The organism is Agrobacterium tumefaciens, assembly GCF_005221385.1.
Classification (GTDB): Bacteria; Pseudomonadota; Alphaproteobacteria; order Rhizobiales; family Rhizobiaceae; genus Agrobacterium; species Agrobacterium tomkonis.
Genome location: NZ_CP039904.1, coordinates 1,771,674 through 1,793,401, shown reverse-complemented (window position 1 = coordinate 1,793,401; position 21,728 = coordinate 1,771,674). Strand labels below are relative to the sequence as shown.

General features: G+C 60.6%; 24 protein-coding genes. 13 read left to right on the top strand and 11 right to left on the bottom strand.

The genetic code is table 11. The features are described from left to right. From CFBP6623_RS23480 to CFBP6623_RS23445, 8 genes are all read right to left on the bottom strand, one after another. Positions 1 to 1,011, bottom strand: coding sequence for a Gfo/Idh/MocA family protein (locus tag CFBP6623_RS23480; protein ID WP_080842985.1), 1,011 nt, complete (start codon positions 1,009 to 1,011; stop codon positions 1 to 3). A 10-nt stretch (positions 1,012 to 1,021) separates the two neighbouring features. Further along, complete coding sequence (locus CFBP6623_RS23475) at positions 1,022 to 1,918, bottom strand: sugar phosphate isomerase/epimerase family protein (protein ID WP_080842984.1); 897 nt, start codon at positions 1,916 to 1,918, stop codon at positions 1,022 to 1,024. Between the two features lie 47 nt (positions 1,919 to 1,965). Then, the gene (locus CFBP6623_RS23470; protein ID WP_052820632.1) at positions 1,966 to 2,874 is read right to left on the bottom strand and encodes a sugar ABC transporter substrate-binding protein; all 909 of its coding nucleotides are present in this window, start codon (positions 2,872 to 2,874) and stop codon (positions 1,966 to 1,968) included. Positions 2,875 to 3,026: 152 nt separating this feature from the next. Continuing rightward, entirely contained in the window at positions 3,027 to 3,968 is a 942-nt protein-coding gene (locus CFBP6623_RS23465) for a sugar ABC transporter substrate-binding protein (RefSeq protein ID WP_052820633.1), read from the bottom strand. A 282-nt stretch (positions 3,969 to 4,250) separates the two neighbouring features. Continuing rightward, entirely contained in the window at positions 4,251 to 5,279 is a 1,029-nt protein-coding gene (locus CFBP6623_RS23460; RefSeq protein WP_052820634.1) for a LacI family DNA-binding transcriptional regulator, read from the bottom strand. Between the two features lie 409 nt (positions 5,280 to 5,688). After that, the gene (pcaF, locus tag CFBP6623_RS23455) at positions 5,689 to 6,894 is read right to left on the bottom strand and encodes a 3-oxoadipyl-CoA thiolase (RefSeq protein WP_052820635.1); all 1,206 of its coding nucleotides are present in this window, start codon (positions 6,892 to 6,894) and stop codon (positions 5,689 to 5,691) included. Between the two features lie 24 nt (positions 6,895 to 6,918). Next, a complete protein-coding gene (locus tag CFBP6623_RS23450; RefSeq protein WP_052820636.1) occupies positions 6,919 to 7,614 on the bottom strand; it encodes a CoA transferase subunit B in 696 nt (231 codons plus the stop codon). Further along, positions 7,611 to 8,318 carry a 3-oxoacid CoA-transferase subunit A gene (locus CFBP6623_RS23445; protein WP_052820637.1) on the bottom strand — a complete coding sequence of 236 codons (708 nt, stop codon included), beginning with the start codon at positions 8,316 to 8,318 and terminating at the stop codon, positions 7,611 to 7,613. The genes CFBP6623_RS23450 and CFBP6623_RS23445 overlap by 4 nt, the downstream gene beginning before the upstream one ends. Positions 8,319 to 8,457: 139 nt before the next feature. Between CFBP6623_RS23445 and CFBP6623_RS23440 the strand changes: the two genes are divergently transcribed. Continuing rightward, a complete protein-coding gene (locus CFBP6623_RS23440) occupies positions 8,458 to 9,219 on the top strand; it encodes an IclR family transcriptional regulator (protein ID WP_046802011.1) in 762 nt (253 codons plus the stop codon). Here CFBP6623_RS23440 and CFBP6623_RS23435 read toward each other — a convergent pair. After that, on the bottom strand, positions 9,189 to 10,112 hold the full coding sequence (locus tag CFBP6623_RS23435; protein WP_052820638.1) for a helix-turn-helix domain-containing protein: 924 nt from the start codon (positions 10,110 to 10,112) through the stop codon (positions 9,189 to 9,191). The genes CFBP6623_RS23440 and CFBP6623_RS23435 overlap by 31 nt on opposite strands. Positions 10,113 to 10,229: 117 nt before the next feature. Between CFBP6623_RS23435 and pobA the strand changes: the two genes are divergently transcribed. Next, positions 10,230 to 11,402 (top strand): 4-hydroxybenzoate 3-monooxygenase, encoded by a 1,173-nt coding sequence (gene pobA / locus CFBP6623_RS23430; protein WP_052820639.1) that lies wholly within the window; start codon positions 10,230 to 10,232, stop codon positions 11,400 to 11,402. On the opposite strand, the gene pcaQ is transcribed toward pobA, so the two are convergent. Then, the gene (gene pcaQ / locus CFBP6623_RS23425) at positions 11,396 to 12,340 is read right to left on the bottom strand and encodes a pca operon transcription factor PcaQ (protein WP_052820640.1); all 945 of its coding nucleotides are present in this window, start codon (positions 12,338 to 12,340) and stop codon (positions 11,396 to 11,398) included. The two genes, pobA and pcaQ, sit on opposite strands and share 7 nt — an antisense overlap. A gap of 94 nt (positions 12,341 to 12,434) precedes the next feature. Between pcaQ and pcaD the strand changes: the two genes are divergently transcribed. The 11 genes from pcaD (at position 12,435) to aroQ (ending at position 20,987) form a co-directional block, all read left to right on the top strand. After that, positions 12,435 to 13,232 (top strand): 3-oxoadipate enol-lactonase, encoded by a 798-nt coding sequence (pcaD, locus tag CFBP6623_RS23420; RefSeq protein WP_052820641.1) that lies wholly within the window; start codon positions 12,435 to 12,437, stop codon positions 13,230 to 13,232. A 3-nt stretch (positions 13,233 to 13,235) separates the two neighbouring features. Continuing rightward, positions 13,236 to 13,685 (top strand): 4-carboxymuconolactone decarboxylase, encoded by a 450-nt coding sequence (pcaC, locus tag CFBP6623_RS23415; RefSeq protein ID WP_046802016.1) that lies wholly within the window; start codon positions 13,236 to 13,238, stop codon positions 13,683 to 13,685. Further along, positions 13,682 to 14,422 carry a protocatechuate 3,4-dioxygenase subunit beta gene (gene pcaH / locus CFBP6623_RS23410; RefSeq protein ID WP_052820642.1) on the top strand — a complete coding sequence of 247 codons (741 nt, stop codon included), beginning with the start codon at positions 13,682 to 13,684 and terminating at the stop codon, positions 14,420 to 14,422. The genes pcaC and pcaH overlap by 4 nt, the downstream gene beginning before the upstream one ends. A 2-nt stretch (positions 14,423 to 14,424) precedes the next feature. Then, the gene (gene pcaG, locus CFBP6623_RS23405) at positions 14,425 to 15,045 is read left to right on the top strand and encodes a protocatechuate 3,4-dioxygenase subunit alpha (RefSeq protein WP_052820643.1); all 621 of its coding nucleotides are present in this window, start codon (positions 14,425 to 14,427) and stop codon (positions 15,043 to 15,045) included. 12 nt (positions 15,046 to 15,057) lie between these two features. Then, the gene (locus CFBP6623_RS23400) at positions 15,058 to 16,119 is read left to right on the top strand and encodes a 3-carboxy-cis,cis-muconate cycloisomerase (RefSeq protein WP_052820644.1); all 1,062 of its coding nucleotides are present in this window, start codon (positions 15,058 to 15,060) and stop codon (positions 16,117 to 16,119) included. Between the two features lie 368 nt (positions 16,120 to 16,487). Then, positions 16,488 to 17,156, top strand: a complete 669-nt coding sequence (locus CFBP6623_RS23395; protein ID WP_046802020.1) for an amino acid ABC transporter permease — start codon at positions 16,488 to 16,490, stop codon at positions 17,154 to 17,156. Positions 17,157 to 17,166: 10 nt separating this feature from the next. Then, a complete protein-coding gene (locus CFBP6623_RS23390) occupies positions 17,167 to 17,817 on the top strand; it encodes an amino acid ABC transporter permease (RefSeq protein WP_080842982.1) in 651 nt (216 codons plus the stop codon). A 42-nt stretch (positions 17,818 to 17,859) separates the two neighbouring features. Further along, positions 17,860 to 18,699, top strand: coding sequence for a transporter substrate-binding domain-containing protein (locus CFBP6623_RS23385; RefSeq protein WP_080842981.1), 840 nt, complete (start codon positions 17,860 to 17,862; stop codon positions 18,697 to 18,699). 13 nt (positions 18,700 to 18,712) lie between these two features. After that, a complete protein-coding gene (locus CFBP6623_RS23380) occupies positions 18,713 to 19,474 on the top strand; it encodes an amino acid ABC transporter ATP-binding protein (protein WP_052820646.1) in 762 nt (253 codons plus the stop codon). Positions 19,475 to 19,677: 203 nt separating this feature from the next. Beyond that, complete coding sequence (locus CFBP6623_RS23375; RefSeq protein ID WP_080842980.1) at positions 19,678 to 20,547, top strand: shikimate dehydrogenase; 870 nt, start codon at positions 19,678 to 19,680, stop codon at positions 20,545 to 20,547. After that, positions 20,544 to 20,987, top strand: coding sequence for a type II 3-dehydroquinate dehydratase (aroQ, locus tag CFBP6623_RS23370; protein WP_080842979.1), 444 nt, complete (start codon positions 20,544 to 20,546; stop codon positions 20,985 to 20,987). Before CFBP6623_RS23375 ends, aroQ begins: the two co-directional genes overlap by 4 nt. Here aroQ and CFBP6623_RS23365 read toward each other — a convergent pair. Then, positions 20,962 to 21,654 carry a TetR/AcrR family transcriptional regulator gene (locus tag CFBP6623_RS23365; protein WP_046802087.1) on the bottom strand — a complete coding sequence of 231 codons (693 nt, stop codon included), beginning with the start codon at positions 21,652 to 21,654 and terminating at the stop codon, positions 20,962 to 20,964. The two genes, aroQ and CFBP6623_RS23365, sit on opposite strands and share 26 nt — an antisense overlap. Between the last annotated feature and the right edge of the window lie 74 nt (positions 21,655 to 21,728).

The window sequence follows — 21,728 nt, the reverse complement described above, 5'->3', positions numbered from 1 at the left end:
TCACTGATAAAGGGCGGGACGGGTGGGAAGCTCAATCGCGACGGCTGCCCCGTCCGTTTCCTGCGCGGCCACGCAGGCGTCGGAAGTGATGGCGGCGACGTAGCCATCCCAGGAGTTGGGCCCCGATGCCGTGCCCTTCGCCGCCGCATGGATGAAGTCCTGCAACTCCACATCGTAGCTGGCGATGAAGCGATCTTTCCAGTCAGTCAGAATGTCGTTCTGCAGCTTGGCGCCGAGGCGCGTTTGCACCGACATCGGCTCCGGCAGGCTGGCAATGCCGTCCTCGCCCACCACCTGGCACTGGATGTCATAGCCATAGTGGCAGTTGACGAAGATTTCGACGTCGATGATCGTGCCCTTCGCCGTCTCCAGAATGACGATCTGCGGGTCCTTCAGCCTTGCATGGCTTCTGGCCGCCGAACGGGGAAAGAGAACACGCGCCGAAACATAGTCATCGTCAAGCAGCCAGCGCAGCACGTCGATCTCATGGATCATCGTGTCATGGATCGCCATGGGCGTGACATATTGCTCCGGAACCGTTGGATTGCGGTGGGCGGCGTGCACCATGATCGCCGCGCCGATTTTGCTATCGACGGCCCTTTTCAGCGCCACGTAACCGGCATCGTAGCGGCGCATGAAGCCCACCTGAACCAGCCGCTTGCCATGCGCCACCTCGGCGTCGACGATGCGTTTTGCCCCTTCCGCCGTTGTTGCCAGCGGCTTTTCGCAGAAGCACGGCTTGCCGGCGGCAATGGCCGCCAGCACATATTGCTCATGCGTGGCACCCCATGAGGTGACGAGCACGGCATCCACGTCCGGTGATGCGATCAGCTCTTCACCGGTGGCGAAAACGACGGCATCGGGGGCGATGTCGTTCTTGACCGCCTCGGCGGATGCGCGGTTGACGTCGCTGAGAGCGACGATCTTCGCACCGCCCAGAACCTTGTTGATACGGCGGGCGTGATCACGCCCGATTGCGCCGGTGCCGACGACACCAATTCTGACACTCATTTGAAAAACCTCATTTCCAGTACTTGGCGACGTATCGCCGGGTTTCGCTGAGCATGAAACGCGCGCTTTCATCGACACGATCTTCCCAGGCAAACACGCAGTTCGACAGCACGCCGTCGAATTTCATGTCGGCGAGCGTCGCAAAGAAGGTCTCCCAGTCGATCTCGCCCTGGCCGAAATCGGTGTGCTGATGCACCCTGACCTTCGAGCCGGGGGGATTGACGATGTAGCGCAGCTGAGAAGACTTGTTGTGGTCATAGGTATCGGCAAGGCGCACATGCACCAGATGGCCCTCGGTGGCACGGAGGTTAGCCACCATGTCCGGCCCGTAGAAGAACGTATGCGGCGCGATGAAGGAGGCCTTCACCGCCTTGGAATTGATGGTCTTGATAATGTCGATAGCCGGCGCGATCTCCTCGATCCAGTCTTCGGGATGGGCCTCCAGCGACAGCACCAGCCCCTCCCGTTCGAGGATCGGCACCAGAATATCCATGGCGCGGAAGAACTGCGCTTCGCAGGTTTCCGGACGATGCAGGCCGGAACGGTCGTTGAGGCTGCGCTCCGGCGAGCCGCCGCGGCCGAATTCCGAAACGAACATCGGGCATTCCATCTCGACGGCGATCTCGATGGCGCGTTTCCAGTTGTCGATCGCCACTTCCCATTCGTCCGCATAGGGGCTTGCCCAGCGATACATCGGCTGGAGCGTCGCAAGGCCGACACCATGGTCCTTCAGCGCCTTTTTGAATTCGGCGACGCGTTCGGGATAGACCTTCGGCCGGGTCCACCAGGAAAGGAAATCCGGACGGGGTGAAAGTTCGACGTAGTCATAGCCGAGTTCGGCAACCTTGCGGCAGGTCTCGGCCAGCGAAAGGTCTCGGAACATGTGGGGATCGAGCGTATGTTTCATGGCTGTTTCCAGTGAAGTGATAAACGGACCGGGGCCGAAGCCCCGGCTTATTTGGCGTAGGCAGACATGTTTTCCGGGGTGACGAGTTCGAAGGGCACCCAGAGCGTCTTTTCAGCGCCCTGCCCGGCAGCAGCCTTCACCGCCGTCTGAACCGAGACCTCGCCCTGCTTCGTCGCATTCTGGTAGACGGTAATGTCGAGATCGCCGGCCTGCATGGCGGCAAGACCGTCCGGCGTGGCATCGATGCCGGCGATGACGACATCCTTCATGGAAACGCCCGCCGCCTTCAGCGCCTGCGCGGCGCCGATCGCCATTTCATCATTATTGGCGATGACGGCATCGAACTGGATGCCCGCCGTCAGCCAGGATGAAACCAGGTCCTGCGCCTGCGTGCGGCTCCAGTTCGCCGTCTGCTTTTCGAGAATTTCGATCTTGCAGTCAGGCTTGGAAAACACCGTTTCCACATCCTTGGTGCGCACCAGCGCCGCATGGTTTTCCAAAGGTCCCATCAGGATCACGGCCTTGCCCTTGCCGCCCATCAGCTTGCAGGCGGCTTCCGCTTCCATGGTGCCGGAATCGAGTTCGTTGGAACCGACAAAGGCCGTCCCATCAGGCAGGCCGGTTTCCAGTTCGGCCGGCGGATGGTTGACGTAGACGAGAGGGATTTTTGCGGCGGATGCGGCTTTGGTGATCGCGGTGGTGGCATCACCATCCACGGCATTGACGATGATCGCATCAACGCCATTGGCGATGAAATTCTGCACCTGATTGAGCTGCTTCGACGGATCAAGCTGGGCATCCTCGACCAGAAGCTCGATATTTTTATCGCGCCCGGCCTCGGCCCTGATACCGTTGAGCAGGATCGTCAGAAACGGATTGTCGAAAGACGTCATGGACACCGCAATGCGGGTCTCGGCAAGGGCCGGTGTCGCGAAGACGCAGAGCGCCGTCGCCATCAGTAATTTTTTCAAGGTTTCCTCCCGCGGAAATCGCCGCTGGTTGCTTCATTTCTTGTCGCCGGAGCCGGCCATCCTACCGGCTCCGGCGCGTTCGCCCAGCCTGGCGGCATTCCCCGGGAGCGGAGAAGCCGACTGGGCACGGCGATGGCTCAGTTCTTGGCCTGATAGTTCTTGAGGTTGGCCGGCGTGACCAGCTCGAAGGGAACGAAGACCTTCTTGTCCACCGCATCGCCCTTGGCGAGTTTCAGCGCCGCATCCAGCGCACCCTTGCCCTGGCCTGCGGCATTCTGGAAAACGCTCACATCCAGATCGCCCGCCGCCATCGCCGCAAGCGCGTCCTGCGTGGCGTCGATGCCGGCGATGATGACGCTGTCCATCGGCCGGCCGGCCGCCTTCAACGACTGGATGGCGCCGATGGCCATCTCATCATTGTTGGAAATGACAGCATCGAACTCAACGCCGGCGGAAAGCCAGTTGGTCATCAGGTCCGATCCTTGAGTGCGTGACCAGTTGGCGGATTGTTCCTCGACAAGCTTGATAAAGCTGCAATCGGGCGCCGCCACCACATCCTTGATATCCTGCGTGCGCATGCGGGCCGCCTGGTTGGAAAGCTCGCCCATCATCACCACGGCACTGGCTTCCGTCTTGCCCGCCTCCTTCAAAAGCCGGCAGACTTCCTGCGTCTGCAGGGTGCCCGATTGCTTTTCATCGGATGCGACGAAGGCCTGCTTGTCCGGCAAGCTGTCGAGATTGACCGGCTGGCGGTTGACGTAAACAAGCGGAATTCCGGCGGCGGCTGCGGCCTGCGAAAGCGCAACGGTCGCGTCCGTATCGACGGGATTGACGATGATGGCGTCGACGCCGGCGGCGACGAAATTCTGCACCTGGCTCAGCTGCTTGCCGACATCGTTCTGCGCATCCTCGACCTGCAGCGATACGCCGCTCATGCCCTTGGAATAATCGATCATGCCGTTGCGCAGCACAGTCAGGAAATTATCGTCGAACAGGGCCATGGAAACCCCGACCGTCTGCGCCGACGCGCCCGTTGCCAGCATCGCGGCAAAAGCTGCAATTGCGAAATGTCTTTTCATGTCGTTCTCCTCCAAACCCCTTTGAAAAGAACCGGTCGAGCCGGCTGGAGCGCATCGCGCCCCCACCGCTTTCCGGCAAAAACTGCCCTTCGCCGCAAAGGAAAAACCGCAGCGTCAAACAGCCCTGAAATAATCTAATGTCGTGTGGGTCCGGCCTCCTGCCCGTTCCGCACGCTGGCAAGATTTCCTAGTCCGGCCCCGACGTCAACGCGTCAGAGACCACCGAAACCATCAAGCCTGATAGAAACGGACACCGGATTTATGATGGAATCCATCAAACCATCAAAGGCTCTCAGGAACCCACAGATGCGCAGGCACAAAGCGCTGTCCCGGCGTTTCCGCCATGCCGTGTTCGATGGTGTGAACCATGGTGACAAGGAGGTCTGCGCACAGCTCGCGAAGCGGTGTCTGGAAGACGCCGCTGATGCGCCGTTCCAGCAGCGCCTGACGGGACTCGGGCGTCAGTTCATTCACGAGGCAAACGATGTTTTCATGCCGGTTTTCCTGCTGCAGCGCCTCGATCACCCCTTCCATGCCACCACCGATGCAATAGATGCCGACGAGATCCCGATGCTTGGCGATGGTATCCATGACAAGCTCATAGGTCAGTCGCCGCGTCTCCAGCGTGATCAGCGCATCCATCACCTCGAATTCCGGCGCATATTCCCGCATGTAGCTGCGAAAGCCGGTTTCGCGCAGCGAATGGCCGTGGAAACGGTGACCGCCCAAAAGCAGAAGCACCTTGCCCCTGCTGCGCGCCAGCTGCGAGATCATCCAGGCCGCCGTGCGCCCGACCTTCATATTGTTGGCGCCGAGATAGGCCTCCCGCACGCCTTGAGCAAAATCGGAGAGCAGGGAAAAGGTCGGTATACCCTTGGCTTTCAGCGCCTCGACGGCGGCCGTGACATCGTGATGGTCCGGACCCGTGGCAGCGACCGCCTGCACACGGCCCTTCATGCCGGCCAGAAGCGCCGCCAACTCGCCCGGTTCGCCGGACTGGGCGAATTCGATGCGAAGATTGAGGTGGCGATCCCGGATGTTGCGTGCCGCAAGTTCGAGCTCGTCGGCAAAGGTCTGGTAAAAGGCATGCCGTTCCTTGCGCAGGATAATGCCAAGACTGTAGGATGGCATATCGGCCAGCATGCGCTGGCGAATGATGTTGGTGGCATGAAAACCGATCTTCTCCGCCGCCTCAAACACGCGCCGCGCGGTTTCTTCTCGCACCGGCAGGCGGCCGTTCAACACGCGGTCGACGGTTGCGACGCTGACGCCGGCGGCTGTCGCAACATCTGTGATGGTCGGACGTTTCATGCGGACACCCCGTAGACGGAAAGATTCCTGTCATATCTCGCAAAACATGTCACGGATCATGATGGAATCCAACATGCGTGAAGGGATATGGTATGGAGTGCTTCATCAGGGAATAGCCAGGCCAGAGCTGCGCCGCAAGGCCGACTTGCCTGGTCCAGTACGCTCCTTCCCTCATCTCTGTGCTTGTCACAGAGATCCAGCCAGCCCAAGTCCTTGGGCTGAGAGAGACCTTTCGCCGCGCAGACGCGCGTCGACTGGATTCCTGTGACAAGCACAGGAATGAGGAGGCTGGGATGTGTCAGAGCGAGAAAATCGCCTGCCGGGTAGCCTGAATGGCCACTCTCACACGTAAGGAAACTGCGGCAGCGGCATTCGCACCGTTTTGACGATTCCGAATGCCGCCAAACGATCAGACCCGCTCCAGCGCCACAGCGATCCCCTGCCCGACGCCGATGCACATGGTGGCGAGCGCAAGGCGCTTGCCGGTCAGCGAAAGCTCAAGCGCCGCAGTGCCGGCAATACGCGCACCCGACATGCCGAGCGGATGGCCGAGCGCGATGGCGCCGCCATTGGCATTCACCCGCGCATCGTCATCGGCAATGCCGAGCTGGCGAAGCGTCGCAAGGCCCTGGCTGGCGAAAGCCTCGTTCAGCTCGATCACGTCAAGCTGTTCCTGTTTCAACCCTAGCCGTGCCAGAAGCTTGGCCGAAGCAGGCGCCGGGCCGATGCCCATGATGCGTGGTGGCACGCCGGCGGCGGCACCGCCAAGGATGCGGGCGATGGGGGTAAGACCATATTTCTTCGCCGCTTCCGCTGAAGCGATGACGAGCGCGGCCGCGCCGTCATTGACGCCCGACGCATTGCCCGCCGTCACCGTCGCGCCATCGCGCCTGTTCACCGGCTTCAGCTTCGCCAGCGCTTCGAGACTGGTCGCACGCGGGTGTTCGTCTCTGGAGACAACAAGCGGATCGCCCTTGCGCGGTGGGATCGTCACCGAAACAATCTCTTTGTCGAGACGGCCGTTAGCCTGCGCGTCAGCCGCCTTCTGCTGACTGCGCACGGCAAAGGCATCCTGATCCTCACGCGAGACCTGATAATCGATCGCGACATTGTCACCCGTTTCCGGCATGGAATCGACGCCATATTGCGCCTTCATCAGCGGGTTGACGAAACGCCAACCGATGGTGGTGTCGTAGATTTCGGCATTGCGCGAAAAGGCGCTTTCCGCCTTGGGCAGAACGAAGGGCGCGCGGCTCATGCTTTCCACGCCGCCGGCAATCATAAGCTCCGCCTCGCCCGATTTGACTGCGCGGGCGGCCGTAATGAGAGCATCCATGCCAGAACCGCACAGCCGGTTGATCGTCGTTCCGGTTACGGAAACCGGCAGGCCGGCAAGCAGCAGCGACATGCGCGCCACGTTGCGGTTGTCCTCGCCCGCCTGATTGGCGCAGCCGAAGATCACATCCTCGACGGCCTCCCAATCGACGGAAGGATTGCGCTCCATCAGCGCCTTCAGCGGCACCGCACCGAGATCGTCGGCACGGACGGAGGAAAGCGCGCCGCCGAAGCGGCCGATGGGCGTGCGGATGTAATCGCAGATATAGGCTTCGGTCATCGGTCTTTCCTTAGAGTTCTGGCCTTAAAGTTCCGGTGCAACGAGATCGGTTACCTCGCCATTCACACTGAGTGGCGCACCGGTCATGGCCTGCAATTCTTCAAATGTCATCGCCGGCAGCTTTTCGCGCAGCACGAAACGGCCATCCACCACGTCGATGACGGCATGGCTGGTATAGATGCGGGTGATGCAGCCGACGCCGGTCAGCGGAAATGCGCATTTCTCAACGAGCTTCGGTTCGCCGTTCTTGGTCACATGCTCGGTGATGACGAAGACCTGCTTGGCGCCATGCACCAGATCCATGGCCCCGCCGACGGCCGGCACGCCCTTGGAGCCGACGCGCCAATTGGCGAGATCGCCATTCTGCGCCACCTGATAGGCCCCGAGGATCGCCACATCCAGATGCCCGCCGCGCACCATGGCGAAGCTGTCCGCATGGTGGAAGAAGGCCGCACCAGGTTTCAGCGTCACGGCCTTTTTGCCGGCATTGATGAGGTTCCAGTCCTCTTCGCCTTCCGGCGGCGCTTCGCCGAAATTGAGGATGCCGTTTTCGGTGTGGAAGATCGCCTGACGGCCGGGCGGCTGGTAACGTGCCACCATTTCCGGAAAGCCGATGCCGAGATTGACGTAAGCGCCGTCCTCGATGTCCTGCGCCGCACGCCATGCGATCTGGGCGTTGGAAAGCTTGATGTCTTCGCGGGTGTCGATGGTCGTGGTCATGCGTAGGCTACCCCGGCGCGAATGAGGACTTCTTCCTGTTGCGGATCGGGGATTTCCACGACGCCGTTCACGAAAATGCCTGGCGTGACGACATGCTCCGGATCGATCTCGCCGGCGGCGACGATCTTCGAGACCTGCGCAATGGTGGTTTTCGCGGCCATACACATCAGCGGGTTAAAATTGCGCCCGGCCTTGTTGTAGGTGAGGTTGCCATAGGTGTCGCCAAGCTCGGCCTTGACGATGGCAAAGTCGGCCTTCAACCAGCGCTCCTGCACATAGGAGCGGCCGTCAAATTCCGCGATAACCTTGCCTTGCGCCAGTTCCGTGCCAAAGCCGGTCGGGGTGTAGAAAGCCGGAATACCGGAACCGCCAGCGCGGATGCGCTCGGCAAGCGTGCCCTGCGGTACCAGTTCCAGCTCGATTTCGCCGGCCAGATACCGATCGGTGAAGGCGCGCGGATCGGAAGAGCGCGGGAAGGAGCAGATCATCTTCCTGACCATGCCGGCGTCGATCATAGCGGCGATGCCGATGCGGCCGTTGCCGGCATTGTTGTTGATGACCGTCAGGTTCTTCGGACCCTTGTCGATCAGCGCATGGATCAGCTCGATCGGCGCGCCGGAGCCGCCAAAACCGCCGATCATGATCGTCGCACCGTCGCCGATACCGGAAAGCGCCTCTCTAGCACTCTTGATTGTCTTGTCCATTCTCAAAACCTCCATCCAGCCAAGCTGATGGAACCGGCAAGGCTTTGTGGCCATGAGGTAAATCCGAAACAACCTCGACGGCAAGGATTTTGTGCGTTATATGACTTTTGTTCGTATATCGCATAAATGGAGCTGTAAAATGGCGGTCAACGAAAGAGACATGATGGGCGGTCTCGCCAAGGGGTTGCGTGTGATCGAGGCTTTCAGCGCCGAGAGGCCGCGCCTTTCCATCTCCGATGCCGCCGAGATTACCGGGCTGGACCGCGCCACGACGCGCCGCTGTCTGCTCACGCTTTCAGAGCTTGGTTATGCCGCCTATGACGGCAAGTTCTTCACCGTCACGCCGAAGGTGCTGCGGCTCGGCACCGGCTGCCTCGCCACAATGCCGCTGCCGAAGATCGTGCAGCCGCTCATCGACCATCTCTCAGAGGAGATCGGCCAGAGCACCTCCGTCTCGATTCTGGATGAAACCGAAATCGTTTATGTGGCCCGCGCCGCCCAGCAGCGGGTCATGTCCATTGCACTGATGCCCGGATCGCGCCTGCCCGCCTATTGCACTTCGATGGGCCGCGTTCTTCTTTCGGCGCAACCATCCGAGCGGCGGCGCGACATTCTCGAAGCTTCCCGGCTGGTCGCCCGCACGGAAAAGACGATCACCGACATCGACGCCCTGCTCGCCGAAATCGAGGTGACCGGTCATCGCGGTTATGCGCTGATCGATCAGGAAGTCGAAGCCGGTCTTCGCTCCATCGCGGTGCCGCTGAAAAGCGTGCGTGGTCAGACGGTTGCTGCGCTTAATGTCGGGCTCGCCGCCTCGGCCGCCTCGATGGAGGAACTGGTGGAGCGATATTTGCCGGCGCTTCTTTCCGTTCAGCGGGAACTGGCGAGAATGCTGGTCTGAGGCGGCATCTGCCGCGCGCCGGCATCGCCCATTTTGCGCTGTTCGGCCAGCCGCCAGGCGCGCGGCGTCATGCCGGTCTCCCGCCTGAAGAAGCGGTTGAAATAGGCGGGATCGGTAAAGCCCAGCCCTTCCGCAATCATCTGCACGCTGGAAACCGTAAAGACCAGTTCCTGCTGGGCGATCTCGATCTGACGTTTGGCGATCAACCGCTGCAGGCTGAGACCGGACACGGAGCGGACCAGACGGTTGAGATGGGTCTCGGACAGACCGAGCTTCTTTGCATAAAACCCGGCTTTTTGCGGCTCGCGAATATGGCGGGCGATCAGCGACAGCAACCGCTCGAAACGCTGCCCGGCAAGGCCTTCGCCACTCGCTTCCAGAAGCGGCCGCGCGGCCCGTGAAAGAAGCGTGACCACGGTGGCCAGCTGGCCTTCGATCATCGCATTGCGGCCGATCTCGCGGGCTTCGTATTCCGCGGAAATCCGTTCAAAACCCTGGCTCAGGCATTCTCCCTCGGCAAAGTCGCGCAAGGGCAAAAGCACCGGCTGCTGGAAATTGCGCAGCAAAAGCGCCTGCACCGATGCCGGCAGCGCGCCCGGCAGCATGGTGACGATCACCCCGCCAATATCGCGTGAGAAACGGAAGCCGTGCTCGAAACCCGGCGGCACGATGATGGCGACCGGCGGGCGGATAGGTTCGATGCGACCATCCAGCAACGCATCGCCCTCACCGCCAAAAATGTACAAGATTTGCAGAAAGGCAGAGTGGCGATGCAGTCCGATTTCGAAACGGTGCAGGCTGCTTCTCGAAAAAAGCGTCTCGCAATGGAAGCGAAAATCAGTGCCTTGCGCCGCTTCTTCGCCATAAAGCCCCTCACTCGCAGCAATCCGCATCTTATCCCCCTCCTCCACCTCATGGTCGGATTGTGCAATTTACGGATCAGAAAGTCCATTGAGCTTGTTGCCCGCCTTGGTCAATTTCCTGACAGGAGACAAGTCCGGGAGGAAACAATGCGCACACAGGTCGTCATCATCGGCTCCGGCCCATCGGGGCTTCTGCTTGGCCAGCTTCTGGCCAGAGAAGGCGTCGAGACCGTCATTCTGGACCGGGCCGGCAAGGATTATATCCTCGGCCGTGTCCGCGCCGGCGTGCTGGAAGAAGGCACGGTGCACCTCATGGAAAAGGTCGGCGCGGATAAGCGCCTGCACCGGGAAGGCCTGCCGCATGATGGTTTTTCGCTGACCTTCGACGGCCGCGACCATCGCATTGATCTGTTCGATCTGACCGCCGGCAAACGCGTCATGGTCTATGGCCAGACCGAGGTGACGCATGACCTGATGGATGTCCGTGAAGCGGCGGGCCTCATGACCATTTACGATGCCGCCAATGTGGAGCCGCATGATTTCGATGGCGCCAGTCCCTATGTCACCTATCAGAAAGACGGCGTAACCCACCGGATTGATTGCGATTTCATCGCCGGTTGTGACGGTTTTCATGGGGTGAGCCGCAAATCCGTGCCTGATGGCGCGATCAAGGAATTCGAGAAGGTCTATCCCTTCGGCTGGCTTGGCATTCTGGCCGATGTGCCGCCCGTCAACCATGAACTCATCTATGCCAACCATCCGCGCGGTTTTGCCCTCTGTTCCATGCGCTCAAACACGCGCAGCCGTTATTACATCCAATGTTCGCTGGATGACCGGCCGGAAAACTGGAGCGACGAGCGCTTCTGGGATGAACTCCGCCGCCGCCTGCCGGAAAACCATGCGGATGAAATGGTGACCGGACCTTCCTTTGAAAAATCCATCGCGCCGCTGCGATCCTTCGTCTGCGAACCCATGCGGTTCGGGCGGCTGTTTCTGGCCGGCGACGCCGCCCATATCGTGCCGCCGACGGGCGCCAAGGGCCTAAACCTCGCCGCTAGCGACGTGCATTATCTGAGCGAGGCGTTGATCGAGTTTTATCGCGACCGGTCAGAGACCGGCATCGACGGCTATTCGCAGAAGGCGCTTTCCCGCGTCTGGAAGGCCGTGCGTTTTTCCTGGTGGATGACGACGATGATGCACCGTTTCCCGGATACGGGGGAGTTCGGCCAGCGCATTCAGGAAGCGGAACTGGATTACCTCGTGCAATCACGCGCCGCTTCCACCGCGCTTGCGGAGAATTATGTCGGGCTTCCTTACTGAGAGGTGGCCTCCGCCCTCCCATCCAGCAACTCACCCGCCGCTTCGCGAATAGCCTGCATCAGCAGCGAAAGCGGCAGCGAAGGCTGCGTATCGGCTCTCACCGTCAGCCCCACCGGGCCGCTGGTATCGCCGGTATCAACCGGCAGGATCGCCAGAATGCCATCCGCCACATCCGCCGCCACCACGCCTTCGGAGATGATCCAGATCGCATCGCTGGTGCGCAAAAAGGCGCGACCAAAGGCGTCGGACACGGTTTCGATGCGGATCGGCAGGGCCGGCACGCCGTTGGCGATCAAAAACTGCTCGACGACAGGGCCGATGACCGATTGCCGCGTCGGCATCAGCACCGGATATTCATGCAGGTGGTCGAACACCGAAAGACCGGGTGACAGCAACGGGTGGCCGACGCGCACCACGAAGCGCACCTTCTCAGAATAGAGATGCTCGAAGGAAAAGCCCGCCATTTTTTGCGGCGCGGCCAGCCGACCGACAACGAGGTCGAGATCGCCGACGCGCAGCTGCTCCAGCAGCACGGCGTTTTCGCCGGTCACGATCTTCACCGGGCTGCCGGTCTTTTCCGCCAGAAACCCGGCCATCGCCTGCGGCATGATCCGCACCGAAACCGTGGGCAAAGCCCCCACCCGCACCGGCGGACCGGCGCGTGCCGCCTCCTGCGAGACCGAATCGACCGCCTGCCGCAGCGCCGTCATCGTCGCGCCGGCATGCCGCAGGAATATCTCGCCATAACGGCTGATGCGGATGCCGCGCCCTTCCCGGTCGAACAGCGAGACGCCGAGAATCTCTTCCAGCTCACGGATGGTTTTCGTCACCGCCGGCTGGCTGACATGCAGGATTTCCGCAGCACGGATGACGCTTTTCTGCCGTGCCACCTCCACGAAGGTCTGCAGGTGGCGGAACTTGATACGCTGATCGACCATCGCTCATATAATCCACAGGTTATGATTTTCATCGATAATGTCATTTTACTTAACCGGAACCGGCTTGCAATATCCCTGGCAGGAGGAGCATGCCATGCATTTTCTGCGCTGCGGCGAGACCGTGATCCATTATCGCACCAAGGGATTAGACAGCGGCAAGCCGGTCATCGCCTTCATCAATTCGCTCGGCACCGATTTCCGCATCTGGGATGCGGTGATCGAAGCGCTCGGTGATGACTATGCTTTTGTCCTGCACGACAAGCGCGGCCACGGGCTTTCCGATGTCGGACACACCCCCTATTCCATCGACGATCATGCCGGCGATCTGATCGCACTCCTCGATCATCTTGGTGTGAAGAGCGCGATCATCTGGGGCCTGTCGGTGGGCGGTCTGATTGCACAGGGGCTTTATGCCCGCCGTCCCGATCTCGTGCGCGCGCTCGTGCTCAGCAACACCGCCCACAGGATCGGCACGGCCGAGATGTGGAATGCACGCATCGACAAGATCGCCGCCGATGGCCTCGCCTCGCTGGTTGATCCCGTCATGGAGCGCTGGTTCACACCCGTCTTCCGTAAGCCAGACAATGCCGCCTATGCCGGCGCGCGCAACATGCTCTCGCAACAGCCGGAAGCCGGTTACAGCGGCACCTGCGCCGCCATCCGCGATGCGGATTTTACCGAAGCCACTGGGCGCATCGCCGTGCCGACGCTTTGTGTCGCGGGCGATCAGGATGGCTCCACCTCACCGGAGCTGGTGCGGACGCTTGCCGATCTCATTCCCGCAAGCCATTTCGTGACCATTGCCGGCTGCGGCCACATCCCATGCCTTGAACAGCCGCTTGCCTACACACAGGCGACCTCAATTTTTCTGAAGACCTTGCCGGAGCATTGACCGATGGCGGACCATATCGACAAGAACGAACGATTCGAACAGGGCATGAAGACCCGCCGCTCCGTGCTGGGCGACGCGCATGTCGACCGGGCGCAAACCATGACGTCCGGCTTCGACCAGCCCTTCCAGCAGCTCATCACCGAAGCCGCCTGGGGAACGGTGTGGTCCGGCAACCATTGGACGAAGCGCGAGCGCTCGATGGTCACCATCGCGCTGCTTGCCGCGCTCGGGCAGGACGAGGAGCTTGCCATGCATGTGCGCGCCACCGTCAACACCGGCGCCACAGAGGCGGATATTCGCGAGGCGCTGCTGCATGTGGCGATCTATGCCGGCGTGCCCGCCGCCAACCACGCTTTCAAGATCGCCAAGCTTGCCCTGGCCAGCATGAAGGCCGATAGTTCCCCTGATAATTCTGGCGCTGATCATTCTGGCGATGGGGAGGAGACGAAATGAGCAACCAACCGCCCGAAACCGGACCGTTCTTCGCGCGCAACCGCGACATTCACCCGCTGGCCTATGCGCCCGGCTACAAGACTTCGATCCTGCGCTCGCCGCAGCGCGCGCTGATTTCGCTTGATGGCACCAAGAGCGAGATCACCGGTCCCGTCTTCGGCCATGGCATGCTGAACGAGCTGGATAACGACCTCATCCTCAATTACGCCCGCCCCGGCGAAATGCCCATCGGTCCGCGCCTCCTCGTACATGGCCGGGTGCTGGACGAGCGCGGCCGCGGCGTGGATGGCGCGCTGGTGGAATTCTGGCAGGCCAATGCCGGCGGGCGCTATCGCCACAAGAAGGAAAGCTATCTCGCCGCCATTGATCCGAATTTCGGCGGCGTCGGCCGCACGATTACGGATGAGAACGGCTATTACTGGTTCAAGACCATCCAGCCGGGCGCTTACCCCTGGCCGAACGGCGTCAATGACTGGCGGCCGGCCCATATCCATTTTTCCGTCTTCGGCCACGGGTTCGCCCAGCGGCTCATCACCCAGATGTATTTCGAAGGCGACCCGCTGATCTGGAAATGTCCGATCGTCAAGACCATTCCGGATGAGGACGCAATCAAGCGGCTGATTGCGCCGCTGGACATGAATGCGACGCTGCCGATGGACATGCTGGCCTATAAGTTCGATATCGTCCTGCGCGGTCGCCGTTCGACCCTTTTCGAAAATCGCATGGAGGGCAACTGACCATGGTTCAGCCGCTCAACTATTTCAAAGAGACCGCCTCGCAGACGGCGGGACCCTATGTGCATATCGGCTGCACGCCCAATTTCGTCGGCATCGAAGGCGTGTTCGAAAAGGATCTGGGGTCCGGTCCGCTTTATAACGATAAGGCGCGCGGCGAACGTATCAGCGTGCGCGGCACGGTTTATGACGGCGCGGGAATGCCGCTGAAGGACGCATTGATCGAAATCTGGCAGGCCGATACCGACGGTTATTACAACAGCCCGAGCGAAACACGCGGCAAGGCTGATCCGAATTTCATCGGCTGGGGCCGCTCGCCTGGCGACATGGATACTGGCGAATTCATTTTCGAAACGATCAAGCCCGGCACGGTCCCGTTCCGTGACGGCCGGCCGATGGCGCCGCACATCACCTTCTGGATCGTTGCGCGCGGCATCAATATCGGCCTGCAGACCCGCATGTATTTTCCGGAAGAACAGGAGGCCAATGCCGCCGATCCGGTTCTTGCCCGCGTCGAGCAGAAAAGCCGTATCGCCACGCTCGTCGCCAAAAGGGAAGAAGGCAACGTCTATCGCTTCGATATCCGCCTTCAGGGCGAAGGCGAAACCGTGTTTTTCGATATCTGAGCGAGACGGAAGATGAGCCTTTCCCCTTTCGAACATCCGTTTCTGTCCGGCCTTTTCGGCGACAGCGAGATCGTCGAGCTGTTTTCGGCGAGAGCGGATATCGACGCCATGGTCCGTTGCGAGACGGCGCTGGCGCAGGCGGAAGCGGAGGCCGGCATCATCTCCGAGGATGTGGCGGAAGCGATCGTCTTGGGGCTTTCGGACTTTGCCGCCGATATGACCGCACTTCGCCACGGCGTCGCGAAGGACGGCGTTGTGGTTCCCGAACTCATCCGGCAGATGCGGGCAGCGGTCGCCGGTCAGGCGGCGGACAAGGTGCATTTCGGCGCGACCAGCCAGGATGTCATCGATACCAGCCTGATGCTGCGGCTGAAAATGGCTGCGGAAATCATCGCCACCCGGCTCGGCCACCTCATCGATACGCTGGGAGACATCGCTTCCCGCGACGGCCACAACCACTTGACGGGCTATACCCGCATGCAGGCCGCCATCGGCATCACCGTCGCCGACCGGGCGGCGAGCTGGACCGCGCCACTCGAACGCCATCTGTTACGGCTCGAAATCTTTGCGCAGAACGGCTTTGCCCTTCAGTTCGGCGGCGCGGCCGGCACGCTGGAAAAGCTTGGCGACGATGCCGCTGCCGTGCGCGCCGATCTTGCAAAGCGCCTCGGCCTTGCCGACAGACCGCAATGGCAGAGCCAGCGCGATGGCGTCGCCGAATTCGGCAATATTCTCTCGCTGATCACCGGTGCGTTGGGCAAGTTCGGCCAGGACATTGCGCTGATGGCGGAACTCGGCGCGGAAATCCGCCTCTCCGGCGGCGGCGGCTCCTCGGCCATGCCGCACAAGCAGAATCCGGTCAATGCCGAAACGCTGGTGACACTGGCACGGTTTAATGCCGTGCAGATATCCGCAGTGCATCAGTCGCTTGTCCACGAACAGGAGCGGTCCGGTGCTGGCTGGATGCTGGAATGGATGACGCTGCCGCAAATGGTGACGGCAACGGGTGCATCCCTGCTGATCGCCGAACGCCTCGCGGGACAGATAGACAGGTTGGGCACGGAAAAAAGCTAGCCGAGAGACCCACGGATTTTGATTGAAATCGGCTTCCCCGGCACTTCACGCCACACCTTCGGCGGCAGTGTTTGCATGCATTGAAAACGCTTGCGCCTTTGCGCATTAGCTATTGATAACACAAGATTTTCTTAAAAATAACGAATGTAGAAAAAACGGCTTTTCAGCTGCTTTTTTAACCGGATGAAGCGCTTGACACAAAAATGAACTAACTGGTACAAACAATCATGTCGAAGCCGTGCTGCGGGTGAGGAAAACAACCTTCTGGACATGGTCAGACAAATGGAGGGCTTTGGCGCCGTAAGGTTCCCAAAGCGATAAGGACAAGGCGAAACGCCTGTCCGGACCCGAACGGGTTGGGAGGAAGAATGTCTTACAGTCTCGATTTTTCGGTGGTCATGGACCGCCTGCCCGAGCTGCTTTTGGCCTGTCTGGCGACGATCGGCCTTGCCATTGCCGGCATGTCGCTCGCCACCGTCATCGGGGTTCTCGGCGTCGTTGCCCGTCGTTCGCGCTTCAAGCTGCTGCGCGGTCTGGTCATTGGCTTCGTCGAAGCCATCCGCAACACGCCGTTTCTGGTGCAGATATTCTTCATTTTCTTCGCTTTGCCGCAGGTTGGCATCAAGCTTAACCCCACCGTCACCGCCATCATTGCGCTGGCTCTCAACGGCGGCGCCTATGCCATTGAAATCATTCGCGGCGGCGTGGATTCCATTCCCAAGGGCCAGGTGGAGGCTGGGCTGGCACTCGGCCTGCATCGGTCACAGATATTCCGCCACATCATTCTGAAGCCGGCACTGCGCGCGGTCTATCCGTCGCTCACCAGCCAGTTCATCATGCTGACGCTGACCACCTCGGTCTGCACCTCGATCGCCGCCTACGAACTGACATCCGTGGCCCAGAAGATCGAGGCGGACACCTTCCGGTCCTTCGAGGTCTATTTCTCGATCACGCTGCTCTATCTCATCATTTCCTCGCTGATGATGGGCATCTTCTCGCTCATCTCCCGCGCGTCTTTCAGCTATCCGGTCAAGTGAGGAAAAGACAATGGAATCCATCGGTCCCAACGAATTCTTCTTCCTGATGCAAGGCCTGAAATGGACACTTGCGCTGACCGTGATCGGCTTTATCGGCGGCGGTGTCTTCGGTCTCTGCGTGGCGCTTGCCCGCGTTGCCGACAATGCCGCTATCCAGCGCGCCAGCACCGGTTACATCGCTGTCTTCCAGGGCACTCCGCTCCTGATGCAGCTATTCGTCGTCTATTACGGCGTGGCGCTTGCCGGCCTCAATGTCGATGCATGGATTGCCGTCGCCATCGCCTTCACCCTGCATGCCAGCGCCTTCCTTGGCGAAATCTGGCGCGGCGGCATCCAGGCGGTGCCGAAAGGCCAGACGGAAGCCGCCAATGCGCTCGGCCTGCATTATATCTCCCGCATGAAGGACGTGGTTCTGCCGCAGGCCTTCAAGATTTCTCTGCCCGCGACCATCGGTTTTCTGGTGCAGCTCATCAAGGGCACCTCGCTCGCCGCCATCGTCGGCTTCGTCGAACTGTCGCGCGCCGGCCAGATCGTCTCCAACCAGACGTTCCGCCCGCTCACCGTCTTCGCCATCGTCGGCATCATCTATTTCCTGATCTGCTGGCCGCTTTCCCTGTGGGGCGCGGGTGTGGAGAGACGGATGCAGGCCAATTCCCGTTAACAACCAAAACCATCTCATCAGCTTTGTAAGGAGGAGCAAAAGATGAAAACCACCAGCATGAAATTCTCTCGCCGCGCCCTGCTCGCGCTTGCCGCGGCAACGGTTGCCCTGCCCTTTATCGCACCGGTCGATGCTTTCGCCGGAACGGTGGAAGAGGCCAAGGCCCGGGGCAAGGTCGTCATCGGCATTCAGGGCGACAATTCGCCATGGGGCTTCGTCAATTCCAGCGGCGTACAGGACGGTCTCGATGCCGATATCGGCAAGGCCTTTGCCGATTATCTCGGCGTCAAGGTGGAGTTTGTGCCGCTCGCTGTGGCAAACCGCATTCCGGCGCTTCTGACCGGCAAGGTCGACCTGCTTTTCGCAACCATGGGCATGACCGCCGAACGCGCCAAGACCATCCAGTATTCCAAGCCCTATGCCGGCAACGTTCTCTCGGTCTACGGCCCGAAGGACAAGAAGATCGCCGGTTATGACGATCTGACCGGCGTCTCCGTCGGCGTGCCGAAGTCGAGCGCCATGGATACATCGATCACGGCAGGCGCCGGCTCGAAGGCCAACATCCTTCGCTTTGATGATGACGCCGCCAATATTCAGGCGCTCATCTCCGGCCAGGTCGAGGTCGTCGGCGGCAACCAGTTTTATGGCGACCGTCTGAACAAGGCGGCCGAAGGCAAATACGAGCCGAAGTTCGATCTGACGACGCTTTATAACGGCGCCGGCACCCGTCCCGGTGAAAAGGACTGGAACGAGACCGTCAACGCCTTCCTCGACAAGATCAAGTCCGACGGCCAGCTGGCCAAGATCTATGACAAGTGGATGAAGCGCGAAGTTCCGGCCTTCCCGGACAGCCTGCCCGACATCCCGTTCACCGTGAAGTAATCCGGAGGTTTCCATGCCGCAATCCGCCACTGCCGAGGTTCCGCTTATCGCCCTTCAAGGGGTTGGAAAGTGGTATGGAGCCTTCCATGCGCTTAAAAATGTCAACATGACGGTTCGCAAGGGTGAGAAAATCGTCCTTTGCGGCCCGTCGGGTTCGGGGAAATCCACCCTTATCCGCTGCATCAACCATCTGGAGGAAATCCAGGAAGGCAAGATCACGGTGGAAGGGACCACGCTTTCGGATTCGAGCCGCGCCATCGATGCGGTTCGCCGCGAGGTGGGCATGGTGTTCCAGAGCTTCAATCTCTTCCCGCACAAGACCATCATGGAAAACTGCACGCTCGCCCCAATGCGGGTGAAGGGCCTGTCGAAAGCCGATGCGGAGGCGACGGCGCGCAAATATCTGGAGCGCGTGCGCATCCTCAACCAGGCCGACAAATACCCGGCCCAGCTGTCCGGCGGCCAGCAGCAGCGTGCGGCGATTGCCCGGGCGCTATGCATGGAGCCGAAAGCCATGCTGTTCGACGAGCCAACCTCGGCGCTCGATCCGGAAATGGTGAAAGAAGTGCTCGACACCATGATCGGCCTTGCCCGTGACGGCATGACGATGATCTGCGTCACCCATGAAATGGGTTTCGCCCGGCAGGTGGCAGACCGCGTGATCTTCATGTCGGAAGGCGAGATCATCGAGGAAGGCCCGCCGGAGGAATTCTTCAGCGATCCCAGGCATCAGCGCACGCGCACGTTCCTCGGCGAAATTCTCGCCCATCACTGAGGTTCGTCCATCTGCCCTCAGACTTGTGGCGACCTCTCGGCATACGCGACGTCATCCTCGGGCTTGACCCGAGGATCCAATGATTTCAACGGGCTATGGATCCTCGGGTCAAGCCTGAGGATGACGAAGGAGAGGTCTCAATACCTCGCCAGCAACCTGAAGGCAGGCGGAGCCTGCCCCGAAACGACGAACGACACTTGATCATGATAGAGAAACAATCCTTCAAGGTCGGCCTGATCGGCGCCGATATCCAGCTTTCCAAATCGCCCGCGCTGCACATGCGCGAAGGCGCTGCCCACGGCCTCGATTATTCCTATGAGCTGCTCGACGTCACCGCCCGCAAGCTGCCCGCAAGCGCCCTTCCCGATCTGCTCGATGAGCTGGAAGCGCGTGGTTTTGCCGGTACCAACATCACCCATCCGTTCAAACAGGCGGTCATTCCGCATCTGGATGAACTCTCCGACGATGCCCGCATGCTTGGCGCGGTCAACACCGTGGTCTTCAAGGATGGCCGACGCGTCGGCCACAATACCGACTGGTACGGCTTTTATGAAAGTTTCGTGCGCGGCCTGCCGGATGCGAAACGTGACCGGGCGCTGCTGGTCGGCGCTGGCGGAGCGGGCGTTGCGGTGGCCCATGCGGCGCTGAAGCTCGATATCATCCGTCTCGATATTTTCGACCGCGATTTCCCGCGGGCGGAGCGGCTCGCCGGTGAACTCAATGCCCGTTTCGGCGACGGCCGCGCTTTTGCCGTTGAAGACCCTGCTGCCTCCCTGCCCCTCACCGATGGTCTCATCCATGCCACCCCCATGGGCATGCCTGCCCATCCGGGCATGCCGGTCGCGGCCGACCTCATCGAACAGCGGCACTGGGTGGCCGATATCGTCTATATGCGACTGGTCACCGAACTTCTGGCGACGGCGGCGAAAAAGGGCTGTCGCACCCTGCCCGGCGGCGGCATGACGGTGTTTCAGGCCGTCGGCGCATTCCGCCTGTTCTGCGGCCGCGAGCCGGATGCGGAGCGCATGACGGCGCATTTCACCGAACTGTGCATGGCGGAGGGTGTGGCATGAGCCTTTTTACTGTTTTGAACGGACCCAATCTCAACCTGCTCGGCCAGCGCCAGCCGGAAATCTACGGCTATGAGACGATGGCCGACGTGGAGGCCAACTGCCGCAAGGTGGCCGATGCTGCCGGCCACGAGCTGTTCTTTGCCCAGAGCAACCGCGAATATGAGCTGATCGACTGGATTCACGAAGCGCGGGGCAAATCGTCGGGCATCGTCATCAATCCCGGCGCCTTTACCCACACATCAGTGGCGATCCTCGATGCGCTGAATGCCTTCGAAGCTGATGTCATCGAGGTCCATATTTCCAACATCCACAAACGCGAGGTTTTCCGCCACCATTCCTACGTCTCGACCCGCGCCGAAGGCGTAATCGCCGGTCTCGGCATCGAAGGTTACGAGGTGGCGTTACGCCATCTCATCAACCGTTTTTCCCGATCGTCGTGATATGGCCGGGCGTCAGCACATAACGCAGTACCATGTCGCTGACATGCCGCGACAATGTCTCCTGACCCTTTTCGGTAAACAGGCTGTCGCCGAAGATGAACGAAAAGGTCTCGGCGTTCGAAACGTTGAAGAAGGACAGCGCGCTGATCTGCCAGTGCAGTTCCAGCGCATCGATGCCATCGCGGAAGATGCCGCCTTTCTGGCCGCGCAGCAGAACGCTTTCCAATGCATCAATGGCCGGTCGGTTGAGCTGACGGATGGTTTCGGACGATTGCATGTGCCGGCCATGATGGATGTTCTCGATCATCACCATGCGGATGAAGGCCGGATTGCGCCGGTGGTGATCGAAGGTGAACCGACAGAGCTTGTCGAGTGCCGCCGCCGGCTCCAGATCGTCCAGCTCCAGATCGCTCTCACCCCCGCGCACCTTGGCATAGGCCTCTTCCAGCACACGCTGGTAAAGGCTCTCCTTGTCGCTGAAATAGTAATAGATCATGCGCTTGGACGTACGCGTGCGGGCCGCAATTTCATCAATGCGGGCGCCGGAGAGACCGTTCTGCGAAAACTCTTCCATGGCCACCGAAAGAATGTCGCGGCGCACCCCTTCCGGATCGCGCTTCGCCTGCCGGCTGTCTCGGGTTCCGTTCGAAGTAGCACTTTTGGTCATGATCCATTCCATCGGTGGGGCGGCTGGCCCAAGCCCACGCCCTGATTATTAACCAATCAGTACATAAGGCTGAA